Origin of the sequence: Caballeronia sp. RCC_10, from assembly GCF_041360715.1 — a bacterium.
In the GTDB taxonomy this organism is placed as follows: domain Bacteria; phylum Pseudomonadota; class Gammaproteobacteria; order Burkholderiales; family Burkholderiaceae; genus Caballeronia; species Caballeronia grimmiae.
The window spans coordinates 1-22,375 of record NZ_JBFUPT010000034.1 but is presented as its reverse complement, the minus strand read 5'-3'; the positions used below and the strand labels follow the sequence as shown (position 1 = coordinate 22,375).

The 22,375-nt window shown below is 64.6% G+C and carries 21 protein-coding genes and 1 riboswitch; of the genes, 8 read left to right on the top strand and 13 right to left on the bottom strand.

The window, feature by feature from the left end; all coding sequences use genetic code 11:
* Position 1 precedes the first annotated feature (1 nt).
* The 7 genes from AB6804_RS28335 to AB6804_RS28305 form a co-directional block, all read right to left on the bottom strand.
* Entirely contained in the window at positions 2-1,012 is a 1,011-nt protein-coding gene (locus tag AB6804_RS28335; RefSeq protein ID WP_370889266.1) for an ABC transporter permease subunit, read from the bottom strand.
* 122 nt (positions 1,013-1,134) lie between these two features.
* A complete protein-coding gene (locus AB6804_RS28330; protein ID WP_370889265.1) occupies positions 1,135-2,766 on the bottom strand; it encodes an ABC transporter substrate-binding protein in 1,632 nt (543 codons plus the stop codon).
* A 238-nt stretch (positions 2,767-3,004) separates the two neighbouring features.
* A complete protein-coding gene (gene metF, locus AB6804_RS28325) occupies positions 3,005-3,844 on the bottom strand; it encodes a methylenetetrahydrofolate reductase [NAD(P)H] (RefSeq protein WP_035962263.1) in 840 nt (279 codons plus the stop codon).
* Between the two features lie 28 nt (positions 3,845-3,872).
* Entirely contained in the window at positions 3,873-4,226 is a 354-nt protein-coding gene (locus AB6804_RS28320) for a phage holin family protein (protein WP_035962261.1), read from the bottom strand.
* An 83-nt stretch (positions 4,227-4,309) separates the two neighbouring features.
* Entirely contained in the window at positions 4,310-5,731 is a 1,422-nt protein-coding gene (gene ahcY / locus AB6804_RS28315; RefSeq protein ID WP_370889264.1) for an adenosylhomocysteinase, read from the bottom strand.
* Between the two features lie 32 nt (positions 5,732-5,763).
* Positions 5,764-5,905, bottom strand: a riboswitch (S-adenosyl-L-homocysteine riboswitch).
* A gap of 70 nt (positions 5,906-5,975) precedes the next feature.
* On the bottom strand, positions 5,976-6,698 hold the full coding sequence (locus AB6804_RS28310; protein WP_370889263.1) for an LrgB family protein: 723 nt from the start codon (positions 6,696-6,698) through the stop codon (positions 5,976-5,978).
* 17 nt (positions 6,699-6,715) lie between these two features.
* Positions 6,716-7,141 (bottom strand): CidA/LrgA family protein, encoded by a 426-nt coding sequence (locus AB6804_RS28305; protein ID WP_370889273.1) that lies wholly within the window; start codon positions 7,139-7,141, stop codon positions 6,716-6,718.
* Positions 7,142-7,297: 156 nt separating this feature from the next.
* On the opposite strand from AB6804_RS28305, the gene AB6804_RS28300 reads away from it, so the two are divergent.
* Positions 7,298-8,227 (top strand): LysR family transcriptional regulator, encoded by a 930-nt coding sequence (locus AB6804_RS28300; protein ID WP_035962255.1) that lies wholly within the window; start codon positions 7,298-7,300, stop codon positions 8,225-8,227.
* A gap of 85 nt (positions 8,228-8,312) precedes the next feature.
* Here AB6804_RS28300 and AB6804_RS28295 read toward each other — a convergent pair whose 3' ends face one another.
* Entirely contained in the window at positions 8,313-10,028 is a 1,716-nt protein-coding gene (locus AB6804_RS28295; protein WP_370889262.1) for an OmpA family protein, read from the bottom strand.
* Positions 10,029-10,361: 333 nt separating this feature from the next.
* Between AB6804_RS28295 and AB6804_RS28290 the strand changes: the two genes are divergently transcribed.
* Entirely contained in the window at positions 10,362-12,074 is a 1,713-nt protein-coding gene (locus AB6804_RS28290; RefSeq protein WP_370889261.1) for an isovaleryl-CoA dehydrogenase, read from the top strand.
* A gap of 13 nt (positions 12,075-12,087) precedes the next feature.
* Here AB6804_RS28290 and AB6804_RS28285 read toward each other — a convergent pair whose 3' ends face one another.
* The 5 genes from AB6804_RS28285 to fliE form a co-directional block, all read right to left on the bottom strand.
* Positions 12,088-12,390 (bottom strand): EscU/YscU/HrcU family type III secretion system export apparatus switch protein, encoded by a 303-nt coding sequence (locus AB6804_RS28285; protein WP_370889260.1) that lies wholly within the window; start codon positions 12,388-12,390, stop codon positions 12,088-12,090.
* Positions 12,387-13,661, bottom strand: coding sequence for a flagellar hook-length control protein FliK (locus AB6804_RS28280; protein ID WP_370889259.1), 1,275 nt, complete (start codon positions 13,659-13,661; stop codon positions 12,387-12,389). The genes AB6804_RS28285 and AB6804_RS28280 overlap by 4 nt, the downstream gene beginning before the upstream one ends.
* Positions 13,662-13,705: 44 nt before the next feature.
* Positions 13,706-14,035, bottom strand: coding sequence for a flagellar protein FliT (locus tag AB6804_RS28275; protein ID WP_035962249.1), 330 nt, complete (start codon positions 14,033-14,035; stop codon positions 13,706-13,708).
* Between the two features lie 30 nt (positions 14,036-14,065).
* Positions 14,066-14,485 (bottom strand): flagellar export chaperone FliS, encoded by a 420-nt coding sequence (gene fliS, locus AB6804_RS28270; RefSeq protein WP_035962247.1) that lies wholly within the window; start codon positions 14,483-14,485, stop codon positions 14,066-14,068.
* A 235-nt stretch (positions 14,486-14,720) separates the two neighbouring features.
* On the bottom strand, positions 14,721-15,086 hold the full coding sequence (fliE, locus tag AB6804_RS28265; protein WP_370889258.1) for a flagellar hook-basal body complex protein FliE: 366 nt from the start codon (positions 15,084-15,086) through the stop codon (positions 14,721-14,723).
* Between the two features lie 255 nt (positions 15,087-15,341).
* Here fliE and fliF point away from each other — a divergent pair, with 255 nt between their 5' ends.
* The 6 genes from fliF to AB6804_RS28235 are packed head-to-tail and all read left to right on the top strand — an operon-like array spanning position 15,342 to position 22,244.
* Positions 15,342-17,117 carry a flagellar basal-body MS-ring/collar protein FliF gene (gene fliF / locus AB6804_RS28260; RefSeq protein WP_370889257.1) on the top strand — a complete coding sequence of 592 codons (1,776 nt, stop codon included), beginning with the start codon at positions 15,342-15,344 and terminating at the stop codon, positions 17,115-17,117.
* The gene (fliG, locus tag AB6804_RS28255) at positions 17,107-18,102 is read left to right on the top strand and encodes a flagellar motor switch protein FliG (RefSeq protein ID WP_370889256.1); all 996 of its coding nucleotides are present in this window, start codon (positions 17,107-17,109) and stop codon (positions 18,100-18,102) included. The genes fliF and fliG overlap by 11 nt, the downstream gene beginning before the upstream one ends.
* On the top strand, positions 18,095-18,763 hold the full coding sequence (gene fliH / locus AB6804_RS28250) for a flagellar assembly protein FliH (protein ID WP_370889255.1): 669 nt from the start codon (positions 18,095-18,097) through the stop codon (positions 18,761-18,763). Before fliG ends, fliH begins: the two co-directional genes overlap by 8 nt.
* Positions 18,757-20,283, top strand: coding sequence for a flagellar protein export ATPase FliI (gene fliI, locus AB6804_RS28245; protein WP_370889254.1), 1,527 nt, complete (start codon positions 18,757-18,759; stop codon positions 20,281-20,283). Before fliH ends, fliI begins: the two co-directional genes overlap by 7 nt.
* 58 nt (positions 20,284-20,341) lie before the next feature.
* The gene (gene fliJ / locus AB6804_RS28240; protein WP_035962237.1) at positions 20,342-20,791 is read left to right on the top strand and encodes a flagellar export protein FliJ; all 450 of its coding nucleotides are present in this window, start codon (positions 20,342-20,344) and stop codon (positions 20,789-20,791) included.
* A 55-nt stretch (positions 20,792-20,846) separates the two neighbouring features.
* Positions 20,847-22,244, top strand: a complete 1,398-nt coding sequence (locus tag AB6804_RS28235) for a flagellar hook-length control protein FliK (protein ID WP_370889253.1) — start codon at positions 20,847-20,849, stop codon at positions 22,242-22,244.
* The last annotated feature ends 131 nt before the right edge of the window (positions 22,245-22,375 follow it).

Genomic DNA, 22,375 nt, shown 5'->3' with positions numbered 1-22,375 from the left:
CTCAGCGAGTATGGCGAATGCGCGGATTCAACACGCCGTAGAGCAGATCGACGACCAGATTCACGACGATCACGAGCGATGCGATCATCAGAATGCCGCCTTGCACGACCGGATAGTCGCGCCGCGAAATGGCGTCGATCAGCCACTTGCCGACGCCCGGCCAGGAGAACAGCGTCTCGGTCAGCACCGCGCCCGCGAGCAGCGTGCCGACCTGCAAGCCGATCACGGTGACCACCGGAATGAGCGCGTTGCGCAGCGCATGCACGACGACCACGCGCAACGGCGACAAGCCCTTCGCGCGCGCCGTGCGGATGTAGTCCTCGCGCAGCACTTCGAGCATCGACGAGCGCGTCATGCGCGCGACGACCGCAAGCGGAATCGTGCCGAGCACGATGGTCGGCAGGATCAGATGCGACAACGCCGACGTGAACGCGCCTTCATCGGTCGAGAAGAGCGAGTCGATCAGCATGAAGCCCGTGACGTGCGGAATGTCGTACTCCACCGCAATGCGTCCTGACACGGGCGTCCATCCGAGCTTCGCGGAGAAGAACATGATGAGGATCAAGCCCCACCAGAAGATCGGCATGGAATAGCCGGTGAGCGCGGTGCCCATGACGCTGTGATCGACGACCGTGCCGCGTCTGAGCGCCGCCGCCACGCCAGTCGGCAGGCCGACGACGAGCGCGAAGATCATCGCGCAAATGGACAGTTCGACGGTGGCCGGAAAGCGCGCCAGGAACTCGCCCATCACGCTCGTATTCGTAATGATGGACGTGCCCAGATCACCCTTCAATGCATGGCCGACGTAAGTGAGATATTGGAGCGGAAGCGGCTGGTCCAGCCCCAGGCGCTTCATGGCTTCGGCGTGCATCGCCGGGTCCACGCCCCGCTCGCCCATCATCACTTCGATGGGATCGCCCGGGATCAGGTGGATGAGCGCGAACGCGAGAATCGTAATGCCGATGAACGTCGGTATCACCATTCCTATGCGTCGCAAAACGAATCGGAACATGATCGCCCTTTGATATCGTTCGTGGGGTAAATACGTAACCGGCGGCCGGATCGTTTCGATCCGCGCCGCCGGCCCTGTTGCGACTGATTATCGTCTAGTGCAAAAAGCGTTCCGTCAGCAGATTACTGCATGCCGACGCCATCGAAGCGCACGTAGCCGAGCGGCTCGATCTTCATGTTCGTCACCTTCTTGCTGACCGGCTGATAGACGGTCGAATGCGCGATCGGCGAGAACGGCAGTTGTTGCGCGAAGATCTGCTGCGCGTCGGTGTAAGCCTTCGTGCGCGCGGCGACATCGGTGGTCGAGCGGCCCTTCACGACGAGATCGTCGAATGGCTTGTAGCACCACTTCGAGAAGTTGCTGCCCTTCACGGCATCGCAGCCGAGCAGCGTGCCGAGCCAGTTGTCGGGATCGCCGTTGTCGCCGGTCCAGCCGATCAGCAGCGCATCGTGTTCACCCGCGTGCGCGCGCTTCAGATACTCGCCCCACTCGTAGGACACGATATTCGCCTTCACGCCGATTTTCGCCCAGTCGGCCTGAATCATTTCGGCCATCAAACGGGCGTTCGGGTTATAGGCGCGTTGCACGGGCATGGCCCACAGTGTGATCTCGAAACCGTTCGGGAAGCCTGCCTTCGAGAGCAGTTCCTTTGCCTTGGCGGTGTCGTACGGGTTCGTCTTCAGGTTCTTGACGTAGGACCACTGCGTCGGCGGCATCGGTGCGGTGGCCGCCTGGCCTGCGCCCTGATACACGGAATCGATGATCGCCTTCTTGTTGATGGCCATGTCGAGCGCGCGGCGAACGTCGGCGTTGCCGAGGTCCTTCTTCGTCACGTTATACGCGACGTAACCTTCGTTAAAGCCGGCTTGCGACGGCGTGTCCACGTTCGATGCCGACTTCAGCGCCGAAATGTCGCCCGGGCGCGGATAGCTCATTACCTGGCATTCGTTGCTCTTGAGCTTCTGCACGCGCACGGCGGCATCCGGCGTGATCGAGAAGATCAGCTTCGAGATCTGCACCGCGTTCGGCTTCCAGTAGTCCGGATTGCCGTCGAAGCGGATGGTCGCGTCCTTCGTATAGCTGCGGAAAATGAACGGGCCCGTGCCGAGCGGATACTGATTGATGTCGGCGGCCTTGCCGTCCTTCAGCAGCTTGTCCGCGTATTCCGCCGAGAGAATCGACGCGTATTCCATCGCCATGTTCTGGATGAACGGTGCGCTCACTTCCTTCAGCGTGAACTTGACGGTGTACGGATCGACCTTGTCGACCTTCGCGATCAGCTTGTCGAGGCCGAGGTCCGTGAAGTACGGGAACTGCACGTTGTACGCCTTGCGGAACGGATGGTTCGCATCGAGCATGCGGTTGAACGTGAAGAGCACGTCGTCCGCGTTGAATTCGCGCGTCGGCTTGAAGTACGACGTCGTCTGGAACTTCACGCCGTGGCGCAGATGGAACGTGTAAGTCAGTCCATCGGACGAGACTTCCCACTTTTCGGCGAGACCCGGTTCGACCTTCGTGCCGCCGCGCTCGAATTCAACGAGGCGGTTGTACACGGTGAACGTGTTGGCGGTGAAATCGGTGCCTGTGGTGTATTGCGCGGGATCGAAACCGGCGGGGCTGCCTTCGGAGCAGTAAATCAGTGTCTTGTTCGGGATTGCCGCGTTCGCAGCGCTCGCCGCGAACAGCGTTGCCGTAGCGACAGCGCCCATGAGCGCCGACAAGCGGGCGGCTCGCAACAGGCCATTCTTCTTCATGTTTCCTCCAGGTCAGTGCCGGCTTCTGGCCAGCGTAGCGCGATCTTACTTGATCGCGTCCTCCGCCTTGTTAGCGGACGAAAAAACCGGGCGCAACACTAGCACGAACAAATAAGACGGCGATACGCGGTTTTCCCCAGTTCCGAAACGAGCCAAGGCGTGCGGCGGGATGCGTTGATGCGGGAGAGAAGTAGAACCGCGCGGCGAGCGCCGCGCGGGTGATGCAAACAACGAAAAATCAGGCTTTGCCGAAGCCGAGCCGCTCGCAGATCGTTTTCGTCGCGGCCGCACCGTTCAACGTATAGAAATGCAGCCCCGGCGCGCCTTCATCGACGAGACGGCGGCACAGGCCCGTCACCACGTCGAGACCGAATGCGCGAATCGACTCGCGATCGTCGCCATAGCTTTCCAGCCGGCGCGCGATCCACTTCGGCACTTCCGCGCCGCACATGTCGGAGAAGCGCATCAGTTGCGAGAAGTTCGTGATCGGCATGATGCCCGGCGTGATCGGCACATCGACGCCGAGCTTCTTCGTTTCGTCGATGAACTCGAAGTACGCGTCGGCGTTGAAGAAGTACTGCGTGATCGCGGCGTTCGCGCCCGCTTTCACCTTGCGCGCGAAATTCTCGAGATCGGCGCGCGGCGAACGCGCTTGCGGATGAAACTCCGGATACGCGGCCACTTCGATGTGGAACCAGTCGCCGTGCTCCTGGCGGATGAACGCCACGAGCTCCGACGCATAGCGCAATTCGCCGACTTCGCCCATGCCCGAAGGCAGATCGCCGCGCAGCGCGACGATATGGCGAATGCCGTGCTCGCGATACGCGCCGAGAATCGCCCGCAGGCTTTCCTTCGACGAACCGATGCACGAAAGATGCGGCGCCGCCTCGAAGCCTTCCGCCGCCATTTCGAGCACGGTATCGAGCGTGCCTTGCTGCGTGGAGCCGCCCGCGCCGAAGGTCACGGAGACGAACTTGGGCGAGAGCTTCGCCAGTTGCGCGCGCGAAGCCCGCAACTTGTCCACGCCTTCCTGCGTCTTCGGCGGGAAAAACTCGAATGAGAGTTCGATCGGTTTCATGTTGGTGTGTGCGCGGGAAGCGCGGCGGCTACCCGAAGTTGCGCTGCCCGAAGATGAGCGCCGACAGCAGCCACGAGACGATGCTGTAAAGAATCGAGCCGAAGAACGCGGACCAGAATCCCGATACTTCGAAGCCCTTCAGCAAGGACGAGCACAGCCAGAAGCACAGCGCATTCACCACGAGGATGAAGAGGCCGAGCGTGAGGACGGTGACCGGCAGCGTCAGGACGATGAGGATCGGGCGCAGCACCGCGTTGATCAGCCCCAGCACGACCGCGATGATGAGCGCCGTGCCGAAACTGCGTATGTGAATCGACGGCACCAGATATGTGATGATCAACAGCGCGAGCGCATTGATCAGCCATGTCAGCAGCACGGTCATCGAGGTTCTCCGGGATGGTCGTCGTTAGGCGCAACGGCGCGCGGATGCACGAGGCGCCCGCGCGCGACAGCCGCCGCGTCCGATTAATAGCGGTAGTGGTTCGGCTTGAACGGACCGTTCTTTTCTACGCCGATATAGCCGGCCTGCTCATCCGACAGCACGGTCAGTTCCGCGCCGATACGGCCGAGGTGCAGGCGCGCGACCTTCTCGTCGAGTTGCTTCGGCAGCACGTAGACCTTGTTTTCGTACTGGTCGCCACGCGTGAACAGTTCGATCTGCGCGAGCGTCTGGTTCGTGAACGAGTTCGACATCACGAACGACGGATGGCCCGTCGCGCAGCCCAGATTCACGAGACGCCCTTCGGCCAGCAGAATGATGCGCTTGCCGTCCGGGAAGATGATGTGATCGACCTGCGGCTTGATGTTGTCCCACGTGTACTGGCGCGTGGACGCAACGTCGATTTCCGAATCGAAGTGGCCGATGTTGCAGACGATCGCGTTGTTGCGCATCGCCTTCATGTGGTCGTGGTTGATGACGTGGTAGTTGCCCGTCGCCGTCACGAAGATGTCGGCCTTGTCGGCGGCGTATTCCATCGTGACCACGCGATAGCCTTCCATCGCCGCCTGCAGCGCGCAGATCGGATCGATTTCGGTGACCCACACGGTCGCGCCCAGACCGCGCAGCGATTGCGCGCAGCCCTTGCCCACGTCGCCGTAGCCGGCCACGACCGCGATCTTGCCCGCGATCATCACGTCGGTTGCGCGCTTGATGCCGTCCACGAGCGATTCGCGGCAGCCATACAGGTTGTCGAACTTCGACTTCGTGACCGAATCGTTGACGTTGATGGCCGGGAACGGCAGACGGCCTTCCTTCTCCATCTGATACAGGCGATGCACGCCCGTCGTCGTTTCTTCCGTCACGCCCTGGATGTGCGCGAGGCGCGTGGAGTACCACGTCGGATCGGCGTCGAGGTGGCGCTCGATCGACTTGTACAGCGCGACTTCTTCCTCGTTCGTCGGCTTGGCGATCACCGAGCGATCCTTCTCCGCCTTCGAGCCGAGGATCAGCAGCAGCGTTGCGTCGCCGCCGTCATCGAGAATCATGTTGGCGAATTCGCCGTTCGGCCATTCGAAAATGCGGTGCGAGAATTCCCAGTACTCGTCGAGCGATTCGCCCTTGAACGCGAACACCGGCGTGCCGCCATTGGCGATCGCGGCGGCAGCGTGATCCTGCGTCGAGAAGATATTGCACGACGCCCAGCGCACGTCCGCGCCCAGCGCCTTCAGCGTTTCGATCAGCACGCCGGTCTGAATGGTCATATGCAGCGAACCGGCGACGCGTGCGCCCTTCAGCGGCTGCTGCACCTTGTACTCTTCGCGGATCTGCACGAGGCCCGGCATTTCCGTCTCGGCGATGTTGAGCTCTTTGCGGCCCCATGCGGCGAGCGACATGTCGGCGACGACGAAATCTTTGGTGTTTTGGGAATCGAGAACTGCGGCGTTCATCACGCCCTCCTTTTCTAAAAAGACTAGAAATGTTGACGTGAGCGCCGTTCGAATGCGGTGGCTGTGCGTGCGCGTTCATTACTGAAGCGCCTTCGAACCGTCCGGATTGAATGCCTCCGAGCCTGGCAGATGGTGCTTTTCAGCGAACCGTCCGTCGCAACGCTCCTCGGGGGCGAAGGTCGATTGTAGCAAAGTCTTATGGGATGGTTTGGCTCTTGATGAGCCGATTTTGTCGCGCGTCAGCTCAGAACGGCAACACTTGCAGCAAGGGCGCGAGCAGCACCATCACGACGCCCGCAATCATCATCGTGAGGCTGGAGACGACGCCCTCTTCGCTCCCCAATTCGCGCGCTTTCGCGGTGCCGACGCCGTGCGCCGCCGCGCCGAACAATGCGCCGCGTGCAAGCCGCGTGCGCAGCGGCACCAGCGCGAGCACGAGTTCGCCGAACAGCATGCCGCATACGCCCGTCGCGATCACGAAAAGCGCGGTCAGGTCCCGGGAAGCGTGAATCTTGTCGGACACCGCGAGCGCGAACGGCGTCGAAACCGAGCGCGTCGCGAGGCTGCGCTGCAATTCCGGCGACAGATGCAGGAGTTTCGCCAGCGCGAGCGATCCGCCGACGCCCACGAGAATCCCGACCGTCACGCCGACCGTCAGCGAAATCCAGTGACGCTTGAGCAACGCGCGATATTCGTAGATCGGCACCGCGAACGCGACGGTCGCGGGGCCGAGCAGCCACATCAGCCAGCGCGTGTCGGCGAAATAGACCGAATACGGGATGCGCGCGGTCACGACAATCAGCGCGAGCACCGCCGGGACCGCCAGAAGCGGCGTGAGCCACGGGCTTTTGTAGCGCGCATACAGGCGCTTCGACGCGAAGTACAGCGCGACGGTCAGCACGAAGCATCCCGCCGCGATCAGGCGGCCGGCGTCGTCACCGAAAACGGAAGCGTAGAAGTGGCTCATCGTCGCTTGGTCGCCGATCACGCACGCGCCGCGTGGCGGGCGACAAGCGCGCGCCGCAGCGCAAGACGCCGCTCGAGCCGTGCCGCGCGGTCGACGGCGAAGGCGACGGCGACCATCACCATCAGTGTCCCGCCGACGACGACCAGCGCAAGCCGCCAGCCGTCTTCCTTGAACAGCCCGCCGTATTGCACGACGGCGACGGCCGCCGGGATGAAGAACAGCAGCATGTCGGCGAGCAGCCAGTCCGCGCCGGCCTTGACCCAGCGCGGTGCGATGCCGCCGCTCATCAGCAGGATCAGCAGCGCGACCAAACCGACCACACCGCCCGGCACCGGCAACGCCAGCGTGCGCGCGACGAAATCCGCAGCGAACCAGATTGCGGCAATGCCCGCCGATTGCACCGCCACGCGAACGAACCGCGCGGCGCTGGCGCGGGCGTTCATTACGGGCGTTTGATTCGAGAGGACGGCGGACATGGCGTGTTCCGGTTATGAGGGTGACTAGGGTTAACCTGTAGGCCGAGTATATGGGCTGCCTTTCCATAAAAAAAATGACTTAAAATTATTTGCATCATTCCGATCTGGAATCCGGAGACTGCGATGGAACTGCGTGCACTGCGTTACTTCATCGAAGTGGTGAAGCAGAAGAGCTTCACGACGGCGGCCGAGCACATGTTCGTCACGCAGCCGACGATCAGCAAAATGGTGAAGGCGCTGGAAGACGAGGTCGGCTCGCCGCTGCTGCTGCGCGAGGGCCGGCAAATGGTGCTGACGGATGCGGGGCAGATCGTCTATCAGCGTGGCATCGAAGTGCTCGCGGCTCATGCACGGCTCGAAGCCGAACTGAACGACCTTGGCACCTTCGGGCGCGGGGCGCTCACCATCGGCATTCCGCCGATGGGCGGCTCGCTTTTCACGCCCGCCATCGCGGCGTTCCGGCAGCGGTATCCGAAAGTCGAGCTGAAACTGTTCGAGCGAGGATCGAAAGCGATCGAAGCCGCGTTGATCGAAGGTGAACTCGAACTGGGCGGCGTCTTGCAGCCGGTCGATACCGACATGTTCGACGTGCTGCCTGTCAGCCGCCAATTGCTGTGGCTCGTCGCGCAGAAAGGTTCGCGCTGGGAGGACATGCACGAAGTGCCGCTCGCCGATCTCGCCGCCGAACCGTTCGTGTTTTACGGGGAAAGCCTCGCGCTCAGCGATGTCGTGCTGCACGCCTGCCGCGAGGCGGGCTTTTCGCCGACGATCGTCGGCCGCAGCGGGCATTGGGATTTCATGGCGGCGCTGGTGCAGGCGGGCGTCGGCATTGCGCTGTTACCCGCGCCGTATTGCCGCCGCCTCGACACGGAGGCGTTCACGTGCCGCCCGGTGGTCGCGCCCGAGATTCACTGGGACATGGCGGTCGGCTGGCGACGCAACGGGTATCTGTCGCATGCGGCGCGAGCCTGGATCGAGGTTGCGCGCGAAACCTTGCCCGCGAATCTGGATCAGGACTTCATGGCCGATGGCCTGGCCCGCGGACGCCGCTGAAACGCGGCTCTGAAAGCAAAACGCGCCGGAACCGCGAATGGCGGCCCGGCGCGTAAATCAGCACGGGAACGGAACCGGAGCCGAATCAACGCACTTCGTGGAACTCGATGCGGCGATTCGCCATGCGTCCGGCACGCGTCGCGTTGCTGGCGATCGGGCTGGCTTCGCCGAAGCCTTGCGCCGTAAGCGAACTTGCCGGAATGCCGTGCTTAATCAGGTAGGCACGCACCGCTTCCGCGCGCTTCTTCGACAGCGCCACGTTCAGCGGCGCACTGCCGGTATTGTCCGAATAGCCGGCGATCTCCAGCTTGATCGGCGACACGCTTTCGTCGCACGCCTTGAGCGTCTTGGCGGACTTGGCGAGCGCTGCCATCGCGGCTGCGGGAGGCGTGTTCGAGCCGATGCGGAAGTTGACCGGTTGCAGATTCAGCATGCGGGCAATCGCCGGCGCGGTACACGCTTCGGACTTCGCCGCGACGGAGCCAGCGGAGGCGGCCGATGCAGCCGACGCCGGCGCATCCGCGCGGCCGTTCGCAGCGCCGATGCGCCAGTCCGGGCCGAACAGCGACGTCAGCTTGGCCGCCCAGCCGAGCTTCGCGTCGGCGGCCTGGCCGTCCAGTTCGATGTTGTCGCCCGCGATGCGCACGCGTGCGCCCGGCAGCGTCAACACGGGAAGCAGCTTGTCGAGCTTGCCGATCCACGCAGATGGCTTCGTGTCCGGATCGACCGTCACGTTTGCGTGGAATTTGTTCGCACCGAGCGCGAACGTCAACGCGCCGATCAGGCGCTGCCGCTCCTGCTCGCTGCCGACCTTCGCGTTGAGCGTCGGCACGCCGGACGCGTCGACAGTGAAAGAAGCCGCCGCGTCCTTGCCGGCCGGCAGCGGCGGCATGGAAGCCTGAACCGGCGCGGACGCGGACGCATCCGCGGCGATCGCGGCGATCGCGGCGGTCGAATCCGCCGTGGAATCCGACGCGGCCGAAGCGTCTGCTTGCGCATCGGCGGCCTGTTCCGTCGGCTTGTCGTCGGTCGAGCAGCCACGCGCGACGAGCGCGGCGAACAGCGCGAGCGCCGCCGCATTCGCGACCCACAGCCATCTCCGCTTGCCCGACGCGTCTTTCGCTTCGTCGTCCGCTTCGGGCGCGGGCGGGCGATCGCTGTGAATCGGGAACGCGGCGGCTTCGTGCGTCGCCGGATGCTCCAGATGCGACGACACCGCCTTCAGCCGCGACGCCACTCCCGCGAGAAACGCGCCGACGGAGCCGAGGCCGAGCGCCTGCGCGAAGGAGTCCGTCATGTTTGCGCGCACGACGGGCAGTTGATGCCCGAGCAGCGTCGGCAAGGAGCCGACCTGTCCGTTGTTCTGCGTGAAGTAACGTTTCAGCAGCCCGAGGATGGTGGCCCCCACCACGCCCGTCAGCGTGCGGGTCGCGCCCGCCGCGACGCCGGTGTGCTCGGCGATGCGCTCGCTCAGGAAGTTGAGGCTGTCGTGCGACGCAACCGCGCCTTCCACCGACGCACCCGTTGCCAGCAGCGACTGCATGCCTTCGTCATGGACGACGAAGTGCGGCAGTTCGTCGGCGATATGCGTGTTCACGCTCGGCGACATGACCGATGCGAAGAGGTTGCGCGCGCCATCGAGCGACGACGCCTTGTTCATCATCGAGCCGATGAGCGCAGGACCGCACAACGAGATGACGCGCTTGGCGGATTCCGGCGTGCAGCCGACGCGTGAGGCGAGCTGCTGCAACACGCTTTCGTTCAAAGCGCCCTGCACCAATTGATTGAGGTTCATGCTCATTGCGATTACTTCCTGAAAAGGCGTGGTCGCGCGGGCGATCGTGCCCGGCAAGTCGAGCCGATTATAGGTTCGCGCGACACCCAGTCAGCGTGGACGCCTAAACAATCGGAATTCTCTCAGCGCGCAACGCTTTCAGACTGCGCCCAAGAAAAGTTGACGATCTGTGACAACCGCGCCGCCACGCCCGGCCCGATTAAAGAGAGCGCTGCCTCTACACCTCAGCCGAAACCACGGCCTATGATGGATGAATTCGAGATGGCGACGATGGACCGGGCGAGTGTCGCGTGGAACAGACAGCGCCTTTGCCGCGTCACCGACGACGGAGACCGACGCATGGATTCGCCCTTGGCCGGCGCACACGATCATCCTTTCGGCGCGGCACATCACGTGACGAATCAGGCGCCGCCGCTTTGCGACTACGACGCTTTCGCCGCCGATTGCGCGCTCGCCGCCGCCGTGGAACGCGAGGGTGCGCCGTGGCATGCCGACGCCCTTTCCCGCGATGGCCGCGCGCTCACGCAGCCCGATGTGCTCGCGCTCGCGGACCTCGCCAACCGCCACGCGCCGGAACTCGCGACGCACGATCCGCGCGGCGAGCGCATCGACGCGATCGAATTTCATCCGGCGTGGCACGAGTTGCTGCGGCGGCTGCGTCACGAGGGCCTGCAGGCGCTTCCGTTCGAACCGCAGGCGCGCGCCGGCTCGATGGCCGCGCGCTGCGCAGGCTACTTCCTGCATGGCCAGCTTGAATCGGGGTCGCTGTGTCCGATCACGATGACCTTCGCGAGCATCCCCGTTTTGCGCAACGAACCGGCGCTTTATGCGCGGCTCGCGGGGCCGTTGCTGTCGCGCGAACACGATCCGCGCGACATTCCGCTGGAAGCCGGCAAGCGTTCGATGATGATCGGCATGGGCATGACCGAGAAGCAAGGAGGCTCGGACGTGCGCAGCAATCGCACGCGTGCGCATGCCATCGATGGAGGCGGCGGGCGCGGCGGCGCCTATCGGCTCATCGGCCACAAGTGGTTCTTCTCGGCGCCGCAATGCGACGCGCATCTCGTCCTCGCGCGCACCGCCGACGAAGGCGGGCTGTCGTGTTTCTACGTGCCGCGCTTTGCGCCGGACGGACGCAAGAACGCGGTCCACGTGCAGCGGCTCAAGGACAAGCTCGGCAATCGCTCGAATGCGAGCAGCGAAGTCGAATTTTTCGATGCCTACGGTGTGATGATCGGCGATGAAGGGCGCGGCGTGCCGACGATCATCGAGATGGCGAACTTCACGCGGCTCGACTGCGTGATCGGCAGCGCGGCGCTGATGCGTACGGCGCTCGTGCAGGCCATTCATCATGCGCGGCATCGAAGCGCGTTCGGCGCGCGCCTCGTCGATCAGCCGCTGATGCGCAATGTGCTGGCGGACCTCGCGCTCGAATCGGAAGCGGCGACGCTGCTGTTCATGCGGCTCGCGGGCGCGTTCGAGCAGAGCGCGGCGGCGGGCAGCGCGCCGCACGAGCGCGCGTGGCGGCGCATCGTGACGCCGGCAGCGAAGTTCTGGGTGTGCAAGCGCGCGCTCGAATTCACCGGCGAGGCGATGGAAGTCTGGGGCGGCAACGGCTACGTCGAAACCGGGCCGATGGCGCGTTTCTATCGCGAAGCGCCGGTCAATTCGATCTGGGAAGGGTCCGGCAATGTGATGTGCCTCGATGTGCTGCGCGCGTTCGAGCGCGAACAGGACGCCGCTCACGCGCTTTTCGACGACTGGCGCGAGACCGCGGCGCGGCATCCGGCGCTCGGCGCGGCGTTGCAGGGACTCGTCGCGATGCTGACGGGCGATCCCGCGTCCCGCGAAGCGTCGGCGCGCGGCATCGCGCAGCGACTGGCGTTATGCGCGCAAGGCGTGCTGATGGCGCGGCATGCGCCCGCGGACGTGGCGCAGGCGTTTATCGACACGCGGCTCGGCGATGCGCGCGGCGATACCGGGCGGGTGTATGGGACGTTGCCGCCGCGCTTCGATCACGAGGGGATCGTGGCGCGGGCGTTTTCTGGGTAGCGCGCAGCCGCCGTCAGCGGATCGTCCGCCCCGCTTCCCGAATCGGCTCCTCGTTTTCCAGCCGGTAAACCCACGACAGCAATTCCGCCACCGCCTGATAAAGCGCGGGCGGAATACGCGCGTCCAGATCGACCTGCATCAGCAGCGACACCATTTCCGGCGAGTCGTGGACGTACACGCCCGCTTCCTTCGCGCGCTGCACGATCATTTCCGCGACGAGCCCGTAACCTTTCGCGACGACGCGCGGCGTCGTCTCGCGATTCGCGGCATCGTAGGTCAGCGCCGTCGCCTGCTTGCGGCTGTAGGGCGTGCTCATGCCGAACCTCCGTCGCTGCGGAATAAATGCTCGAGCGGCGAGCGCACCGGCTTTGCGCTTGCCTCGTGCTCGCCCAGGTCGATGTCGGCCGCACCGTCCGCCGCACGCACGGAAAACGACGCCAGCGCGATCCCCGCCGCATCGAGCTGACGCGCGAAGGCCGCGCCCTCCGACGCCAGGCGGCTCGCGCCGCGATCGCTCGTCTGAATGCGCACCGCGAGCTGCTCGCCGGTCAGCACCAGTTCCGCGTCCACCGTGCCGAGCGCGGGCAGCGAAAGCGTCACGCGGGTGCGCCAGGCGCGATCGTCGGCGGGCGATTCAGGCGTGCGGGCGTCGCGCGGCTCACGGCTCACTTCCCATTCGAGGCGCGTCCCCGGCCACGCCTCGCCCTGCCAGCGGAACTGTCCGTTGGCGAGGACGTCGAGTTGCTGGCGCACGACATCGAGCGTTGCGGGATGAATGCCCGCCGTCACGGACGCCTGCACCGCCGATTCATGCGACCCCGGCTGCGCAGCCAGGGACGGCGCAGGACTCGCCGTCTGCGAATTCGACAGCACCGAAGGCGGCGCATCCCGCACCGACGCAGCGAGCGCGGCCGCCTGCTGCGGCGTCTGCGGCATCGCGACGGGGCGCGCGGGCATCGGCGGGGGCGTGTCGGGAATATCGGGGGCGGTGCGGAAATCGTCGGCGAAGTCGAGCGGCGCCGAGCGGGAATCGACGTGCGCCTGCGGCTCGTTGCCGAGCGATGCCGCGCTGCGCTGCCCCGCCAGCCACTGCGCGAGATGCGATTCGTAAAAGAGTCCGCTCTCGCCGACGGTCTTCGCCAGTTCGCCCGCCAGCACCGAAGCCGGCAGCGGCGGCAAGTTCAGGGTCGCGGCGCGCGCCGCGGCGACGGCGGCTGCGTTGGAAGAGAAAGCGGTATCGAAAAGGCCGGTCGTGAGCGCGGCGAAGGCGCTCGCGGGGCGCGGAGGCGTCGGCCATAAAGGCGTATCGCCGATGACGGCGGGCGCTGCACCGCCCAGCCGGGAAATCACGTCGAGCGTGCGCGCGACGTTCGAAAGCTCGGTTTTCGCCGATGCCGCCGCGTTCGCCGCGACCGATGCGGGCGTGACGGGCGCATCGACGGAATGCGATGTATCCGTTTGTGTGGTCGTCCGGCCAGCGGCGGCGCCGGCCGCGCCGTTGACGCCATCGGCCGCGCGGATCGCGGACAGGACGAGGTCGGTGCGGCTCGCAAGCAGCGCCGCCAGCGTGGAGTCGAGTCCTGTCATGCCGAAATCCTCAAGTGCGTCCGCTCAATCGCGCGGCGCGTCGTTCAACGCAGTCCGACCATCTTCTTCAGAACGCGCGCCGTGCTGTTGACCGTGAAGAGCGCCGACAGGCGCGCGAGACTCGGCGAGCTCAGATCGCGAATGGCGGCGTCGTCGGCGAGAATCTTCTTCACCAGGTCCAGCTTGCGCGCCCGGGCGCTTTCGTCGAGTTCCGAGCCGGCATCCGTCTCCTGCAACTGGTCGACCAAGCCGCGATACACGCCCTGCATCGCCTTCAGCTCGCTCCATTCGCCTTCGCGCGCCGCCACCAGCATCTGGGCGGAAAGCGCGGCGATGGCTTCATAGTGAGCGAAGTATTCTTGTGTGGTTTTCATTCTTCTCTGGCAGTCGCCCGCCACTTCCGTTCAGACGGCTGCCGCGGTCATCTGCGCCACTTCCGGTCCAATTCCAACCCACGCTTCCTCGAGCGTCGCGAGCAAGTCGTCGACTTCAACGAGCATCTTCTCGTCCTGCTTCAGGTTCGCTTCCAGAAGCCGGCGCGTCATGTACGAGTACAGCGCGTCCAGCCGCTGCGCGATTTCGCCGCCCGCTTCCTTATTGAGCGCCTGCTGCAAGCCGCTTTCGACGATGTTGATCGCCTTGCCGATCGCCGCTCCGCGTGCGCCGATGTTGTTCTGCTGCTGATGCATCCGCGCCTGCGCAATGGCCTGCCTCGCGCCCTGATAAAGCATCACGATGAGCCGGTGCGGGCTGGCTCCCATCACGCCCGTCTGAACGCCGACGCGCGCATATGCGTTGGCTCCCGCCTGTCCCTGCGAATACATCGATGGCTCTCCCTGAATGCAATGCCCGCGCGGCCCTCGCCGCCCGTCCGGACGCCCGTTGCGTGTCCGGCAAGAAATCGGTGCCGGCGGAAATCACGAAGGCGCTGCCCGCTCTCGCGAGCGAACCATCGTTCGCCGTGCTGTTATCGGGGTTATCGGAGGAACGCGGCAAAGCTTTAGGGCGCAAGGCTTCGGGGCCAAAACGGCGGGCTTGCGCGGACGGCGCCTGAACGCGTCAGACGGAGATTTGCATGATGTCGTTGTACGCCGACACCAGCTTGTTGCGGACCTGCAGGCCGAACTGGAGACCGACGTTCGCCTTTTGCATGTCGACCATCACGTCGTTGAGCGAGACGTTCGGCGCGCCGACTTCGAACGCGTGCGCTTCACCGAGCGCCTTCGTCTGGTTGTCGCTGATCTTGTCGATCGACGATTTCAGCGCATCCGCGAAGCTGCCCGCGCTGACCGCGCCGGAGTTTCCGCGTGCTCCGGATACCCCGCCGGTGACTGCGCCCGACGCCGACGCGCCGCCGGCCGCCTCCGCGGACATCGACTGGATGGCGCTCATCGCGGCGGAAAGCGGATTGATCGGAAAGTTCATGTTGACTCCGTGTGACTGCAACGCTATCTCAAAGAACAGAAGGGTGTCCGGGCGGCGCTCGGGAGCCTCTTCCAGGTTTGAAAAAGATTAGCAGCGGGGGCGTTTCCAAACCGCCCGAAGAACGGGGGAAACCCGGCTCTATTCATCGAATCGACTTGCAATCTTGTGCGGATAATCCCCATCGTGAAAAGACTCCTCAACCGCTGACGAACAGCGGCGACAGGAAGACGCCAAGATTCGGAGCATCGACGCCAAATGGAAACGCCCAATAACTCTTTGATTACGCCCGACGCCAGGATGGGCCTGGCCGGCGCGCAGCCTGGCGCGGCCGGCAGCGCCGCTGCGGGCGCGGGCCTTCCGGGCGGTAATTTCGGCGGCTTTGCACAGCGCGTGCCGATGCTTTCGCAATTCCGCTCGAACCCGCGCGTGCCGCTGATCATCGCGGTCGCCGTGCTCGCGATGGTCGTCGCCGGGCTGCTGTTGTGGTCGCGCCAGCCGGACTATCGCGTGCTGTTCAGCAATCTGTCGGACCGCGACGGCGGCGCAATCGTTACCGCGCTCCAGCAGGGCAACATTCCCTACAAGCTGTCCGAAGGCGGCGGCGCCATCCTCGTTCCGGCCGAGCAGGTTCACGAAACGCGCCTGCGTCTCGCGAGCCAGGGCTTGCCGAAAAACGGCTCGGTCGGCTTCGAACTGATGGACAACCAGAAGTTCGGCATCAGCCAGTTCGCGGAACAGATCAACTATCAGCGCGCGCTGGAAGGCGAACTCGAACGCACCATCGGTTCGATCTCGTCGGTGAAGTCGGCGCGCGTGCATCTCGCCATACCGAAGCCGAGCGTCTTCGTGCGCGACAAGGAACTGCCGACCGCCTCGGTGATGGTGAACCTCTATCCCGGCCGCGTGCTCGACGAAGGGCAAGTGCTCGCGATCGCGCACATGGTGTCGTCGGGCGTGCCGGACATGCCGGTGAAGAACGTGAACATCGTCGATCAGGACGGCAACCTGCTCACGAGCCAGAGCGCCGCAAGCGGCCTCGACGCATCGCAGCTCAAGTACATGCAGCAGATCGAGCACAACACGCAGAAGCGCATCGACGCGATCCTCGCGCCGCTCTTCGGCGCCGGCAATGCGCGGTCGCAAGTCAGCGCGGATATCGACTTCTCCAAGCTCGAACAGACCGCCGAAAGCTATGGCCCGAACGCGAATCCGCAAAGCACCGCGATCCGCAGCCAGCAATCGAGCGAATCGAGCGAAACGTCGGGCAGCGGCGCGACGGGCGTGCCGGGCGCGCTGTCGAACCAGCCGCCGCAAGCGGCATCCGCACCGATCGACGCAGCCGCATCCGGCGCGGCCGCCACGAAGTCCACGCCGCAAAACCTGCGCAAGGACACGACGACGAACTACGAAGTGGATCGCACCGTGCGCCACTTCGAGCAGGCGACGGGCGGCATCAAGCGTCTTTCGGTGGCGGTGGTCGTCAACTACGAGAAGAAGGTCGATGCGAAGGGCAACGTGACGATGACGCCGCTCGCCGCCGACAAGCTCGCGCAAGTGCAGCAGCTCGTGAAGGACGCGATGGGCTATGACGAGAAGCGCGGCGATTCGGTCAACGTAGTGAACAGCGCGTTCACGTCGGACCTGAACATGACGCCGGACGTGCCGTGGTGGCGTACGCCCGACATGATTGCGCGCGGCATCTCGCTGGCGAAGTACGTGGGCATCGGCATCGTCGCGCTGTTCCTGTACTTCAGCATGGTGAAGCCGGCGATGAAGCGCGCCTTCCCGCCGCCGCCCGAAATTGCGCCGACGCTCGCTGGCGCACCGGACGAACTCTCGCTGCTCGACGGCTCGACGATGGACGGCGAGAAGAAGGACGAAGAAGAAAAGGATGCCGAGGTCAGTCTCCTCGGTCATGAAAGCAACAAAGCCAAATTCGATCGCAATCTCGACTACGCCCGCATGGTTGCGCGGCAGGACCCGAGAATCGTTGCGACCGTCGTGAAGAACTGGGTGTCCGATGAACGCTGAAGGCCTGAATAAAGCCGCTCTCCTCCTGATGTCGATCGGTGAGGAAGAAGCCGCCGACGTTTTCAAATATCTCGCGCCGCGCGAGGTCCAGAAAATCGGCGCGACGATGGCGGCGCTCAAGAACGTGACGCGCGAGCAGCTCGACAACGTGCTGACCGAATTCGTGCTGGAAGCGGAAAAGCACACCGCGCTGTCGCTCGATTCGAGCGAGTACATTCGCTCGGTGCTGACGAAGGCGCTCGGCGAAACCAAGGCCGGCGCGCTGATCGACCGCATTCTGCAAGGCAGCGATACGAGCGGTATCGAGGGCCTGAAGTGGATGGACTCGGGCGCGGTTGCGGAACTCATCAAGAACGAGCATCCGCAGATCATCGCGACGATCCTCGTGCACCTGGACCGCGATCAGGCTTCGGAAATCGTGTCGCTGCTAAACGACCGGCTGCGCAACGACGTGCTGCTGCGCATCGCGACGCTCGACGGCATTCAGCCCGCCGCGCTGCGCGAACTCGACGACGTGCTGACCACGCTCCTGTCCGGCAGCGACAACCTGAAGCGCGCGCCGATGGGCGGCATCCGCACGGCGGCGGAGATTCTCAACTTCATGTCGAGCAATCACGAGGAAGGCGTGCTGTCGAACGTGCGCGATTACGACGCCGAACTCGCGCAGAAGATCATCGACCAGATGTTCGTGTTCGAGAACCTGATGGATCTGGAAGACCGCGCAATCCAGCTGCTGCTGAAGGAAGTCGAGTCGGAAACGCTGATCGTGTCGCTGAAGGGCGCACAGCCCGGCTTGCGCCAGAAGTTCCTGTCGAACATGTCGCAACGCGCGGCCGAACTGCTCGCCGAAGACCTCGATTCGCGTGGTCCGGTGCGTGTGTCGGAAGTCGAACAGCAGCAACGCAAGATTCTGCAGATCGTGCGCAATCTCGCCGAAGCCGGCCAGATTCAGCTAGGCGGCAAGGCGGAGGACGCATATGTCTAACGCTGCTGCCGCGAAGGCCAACGTGTCGGCGTATCAACGCTGGGAGATGGCGTCGTTCGATCCCGTCACCGTCGACAACAGTGCGGCGGATCAGGCCGCGCTCGAAGCGCATCTGCGGCGCGTCGAGGAAGATGCGCACGCGCAGGGGCTGGCCAAGGGGCACGTCGCCGGTCAGGCGCTCGGCTTCAAGGCGGGCTTCGAGCAGGGCGAGGCGCGCGGCTTCGAGGAAGGCCGCAAGGAAGCGCTTGCGCAAGCCGCGCAACTAGCACAGATCGCCGATACCTTCAAGACCGCGCTGCAGGCCGCCGATGCCGCCATCGCGGAATCGCTTGCCGCGCTTGCCATCGATATCGCGCAGCAGGTCGTGCGTCAGCATTTGACGCTCGATCCGACCGCCCTCCTCGCCGTGGCGCGTGAAGTGATCGCAGCCGAGCCGGAGCTTTCGGGCGCGCCGACGCTGGTCGTCAGTCCGGCGGATTTGCCGGTCGTCGATTCGTATCTGAAGGAAGAACTCGAAGCCGCCGGCTGGACGGTGCGGCCCGATCCGGCCATCGAACGTGGCGGCTGCAAGGCGCACGCCGCGACCGGCGAAATCGACGCGACCAACGTATCGCGCTGGGAGCGCGTCGTGGCGGCGCTCGGGAGGAACAAGCCGTGGTGAACAATCGAATCACGCAGGATGGCCTGAGCGCGCTGGAACAGGAACTCGCGCGGGCGTCGTTTGGACCGCTCGCAGGCGATGAGGCTATCGCCGGCGATCTGCCCGATGACCACGCCGCGCGCACGATCGCCGAACTCGCCGCGCTCGCGGGCAATCCGCATATCGACACGTGGCGCGACAAGCTCGATGCGCTGAAGTCGCGCAACGCGATCGCCAAGCCGCTGCGTCCGTGCGGCCGCCTGACGCGCGCCGCGGGCCTCGTGCTCGAAGCCGTCGGCCTGAAGATGGGCGTGGGTTCGGAATGCATGATCGAGTTGCCGCCCGGCAGCGCGATCCCGACCGCCGAAGCGGAAGTCGTCGGCTTCGCGGGCGACAAGCTGTTCCTGATGCCGACGACCGAAGTCGCGGGCCTGTTGCCGGGCGCGCGGGTGTATCCGCTGGAAAGCGCGCCGATCAACGATCCGATGGCGGGCGCCAAGCGTCTGCCCGTCGGCTGGGAAATGCTGGGCCGCGTGGTCGACGCATCCGGCCGCCCGCTCGATGGTCTCGGGCCGCTGGGCGCGAAGATGGATGCACCGCTGGCCGCGCCCGTGATCAATCCGCTGAACCGCGAGCCGATTCACAAGGTTCTCGATGTCGGCGTGCGCGCGATCAACTCGCTGCTCACGGTCGGACGCGGTCAGCGCATGGGCCTCTTCGCGGGCTCGGGCGTGGGTAAATCCGTGCTGCTCGGCACGATGGCGCGCTATACGAGCGCGGAAGTCATCGTGATTGGGCTGATCGGCGAGCGGGGCCGCGAAGTGAAGGAATTCATCGAGCAGATTCTCGGTGAGGACGGACTCGCGCGCTCGGTCGTCGTGGCCGCGCCGGCGGACGTTTCGCCGGTGCTGCGGATGCAGGCCGCCGCGTACACGACCTCGCTCGCGGAGTATTTCCGCGATCAGGGCAAGCACGTGCTGATGCTGATGGACTCGCTCACCCGCTACGCGATGGCGCAGCGCGAGATTGCGCTCGCGATCGGCGAGCCGCCCGCGACGAAGGGTTATCCGCCGTCGGTATTCGCGAAGCTGCCCGCGCTCGTCGAGCGTACCGGCAACGGCCCGGAAGGCGGCGGCTCGATCACCGCGTTCTATACGGTGCTCACCGAAGGCGACGACCAGCAGGACCCGATTGCCGATTCCGCCCGCGCGATTCTCGACGGCCATATCGTGCTGAACCGGTCGCTCGCGGAGGCGGGGCACTATCCGGCGATCGATATCGAACAGTCGATTAGCCGCGTGATGACGTCGATCATCGACGACAAGCATCTCGAGCGCGTGCGTCTCTTCAAACAGATGCTTTCGCGTTATCAGCGCAACAAGGATTTGATTAATGTCGGTGCGTATTCGCACGGACGGGATGCGTTATTGGACCGCGCGATTGCGTTATATCCGCGCATGGAGTCGTTTTTACAGCAAGGCTTTCGTGAGCAGGCAAATTTTGAACCGAGCCTCGATTTGTTGCACCAGCTTTTCGAATAGTATTCGGGCCATTCCTCAGAAGAACGCGTAGAACCACGACCACAGAGACCGCACGTCCATGTCCAAGAATCTGCCGATCACCACGCTCATCGAACTCGCGCAAGAAGAGCTCGACACCGCCACCAAAAAGCTGGGCAAGTTGCAGCAGGAAAAAACTGAAGCCGAGGCGCAGCTTCAATCGCTCGTGACGTATCGCGACGAGTATCACGCGAAGTTCACGGCATCGGCGCAGCAAGGCACGACGGCGCAGACGCTGCGCAATTTCCAGGCGTTCGTCGATACGCTCGATGCGGCCATTGCGCAGCAACGGGCGGCGATCGTGATGGCGGATCACCGCATCGAGGCGATGAAGCCCGAATGGCGGCTGAAGAAGCAGAAGGTCGGCAGTTACGAGGTGCTTGCGGCGCGTGGGGAAGCGGTGCTTGCGAAGCAGGCGGCGCGCGTCGAACAGCGCGAGGCCGATGAGCATGCGGCGAAGGTGCTTCGTATGCGTGCCGCAAGGGCCTGAGTTTTTAGCGGCGTTTGTCCGCGTGTAGTTCATTTATCGAATTTCAGAGACTGATATGTCCTCCGTTTCATTCACTGGCGCGCTGACGGGTGTTTCGTCATCGTCATCGTCTTCTGTCGCATCGGCGGCCAAGCGCGCGGCGAGCGCGGGCGTGTCGTTCGGGCTGACGCTGCAGAGCATCACCGATCGCGCCAATGCAGAGGCGCAAGCGGCGCAGGCGCAGACTTCGTCCGGCCAGTCGAGCGTGCATGACGCACCGAAGCCTGACGACAGCGCCGCGAGTCAGGATGACGACGTGCAGGCTTCGTCGTCGGATGCGAGCGGCAAGGCGGACGCTGCGGCGGACGCATCGAAGCCCGCGGACAAGACCGAAAGCGCGGACGCATCGAAGGCGGCTGCATCGACCAAGCCGGCCGCATCCGCCGATGCAGCGGCCAAGGCTGCCGCTGACGCGAAAGCGCGTGCGGATGCCGCCGACGCAGCGAATGCGGACACTAACCCGGTTGCTGACGACGCGACGCTCGCCGATCTTGCCGATGCGGCATCGAGCGGTTTGACGACGGCATCGACGGACGACGATGCATCCGCTACTGGCGACACGAAGAAAACCGGCGATGCGAAAGCGGAGCCGGACCCGTTGCAAGCCGCGCTCGCGGCGATGAACAACCCGCCGGCGGCTGCGGTCGTGACGGCGTCGGCTGGTCATGCGGGCGCGGACGGCGGCAAGTCTGGCGACGGCGACATGCCGCGTGGCGCGAAGGGTGCGCGGGGTGCGCTGCTGACGAATGCGTCGGCGGCCGATGGCAAGAATGCCGCTGCGAGCGCGCAGGCCGACGCGACGGCATTGACCAATGCACAGGCGGCGCTGACGCCGGTTGCTGCCGATGGCGGGACGGCCGCGTACAAGCAGGCAGCGGATGCGGCGGCGCACGCGGTGGCGATGCAGACGGCATCGGCGAGTTCGGCGGTATCGAATCCGCAGGGCGCGATGACGGCGGCTACGAGCGCGGCGATTGCACCGCACGTGGGCGCATCGGGTTGGGACGATGCGTTCAGTCAGAAGGTGGTGTTCTTGTCGAATGCGGATCAGCAGAGTGCTGAACTCACGCTCAATCCGAAAGATCTCGGGCCGTTGCAGGTGACTTTGCAAGTCGCCGATAACCACGCGCATGCGCTGTTCGTGTCGCAGCATGCGCAGGTCCGGGAGGCGGTCGAGGCCGCCATGCCGAAGCTTCGTGAGGCCATGGAGGCTAATGGCATCAGCCTCGGAAGCGCTTCGGTTTCCGATGGGTCTGCGTTTGCTCGTCAGGGGCAGTCGGGCGGGGATCGGTCGGAGAGTGGCGGCGGGAGGCGTGGGGGTTCTTCTGTCGGCGGTGGGGTGGGTGCTGCCGGCGGTTCGGGTTCTGTTTTGCCTTCGCGGCGGGTTGTTGGACTCGTGGATACGTTTGCCTGAGGTTTCAGGCGGCTCTTTTTTCGTTGAGCTTGTATTCGTGTCGGTCTATTAGCGCGCCCCTCCCCGGGGCGGGGGTCACTTTCTTTGCCGCTGTGTATAGACCGGAGACATGGGTAACACCTGTGTCAGGA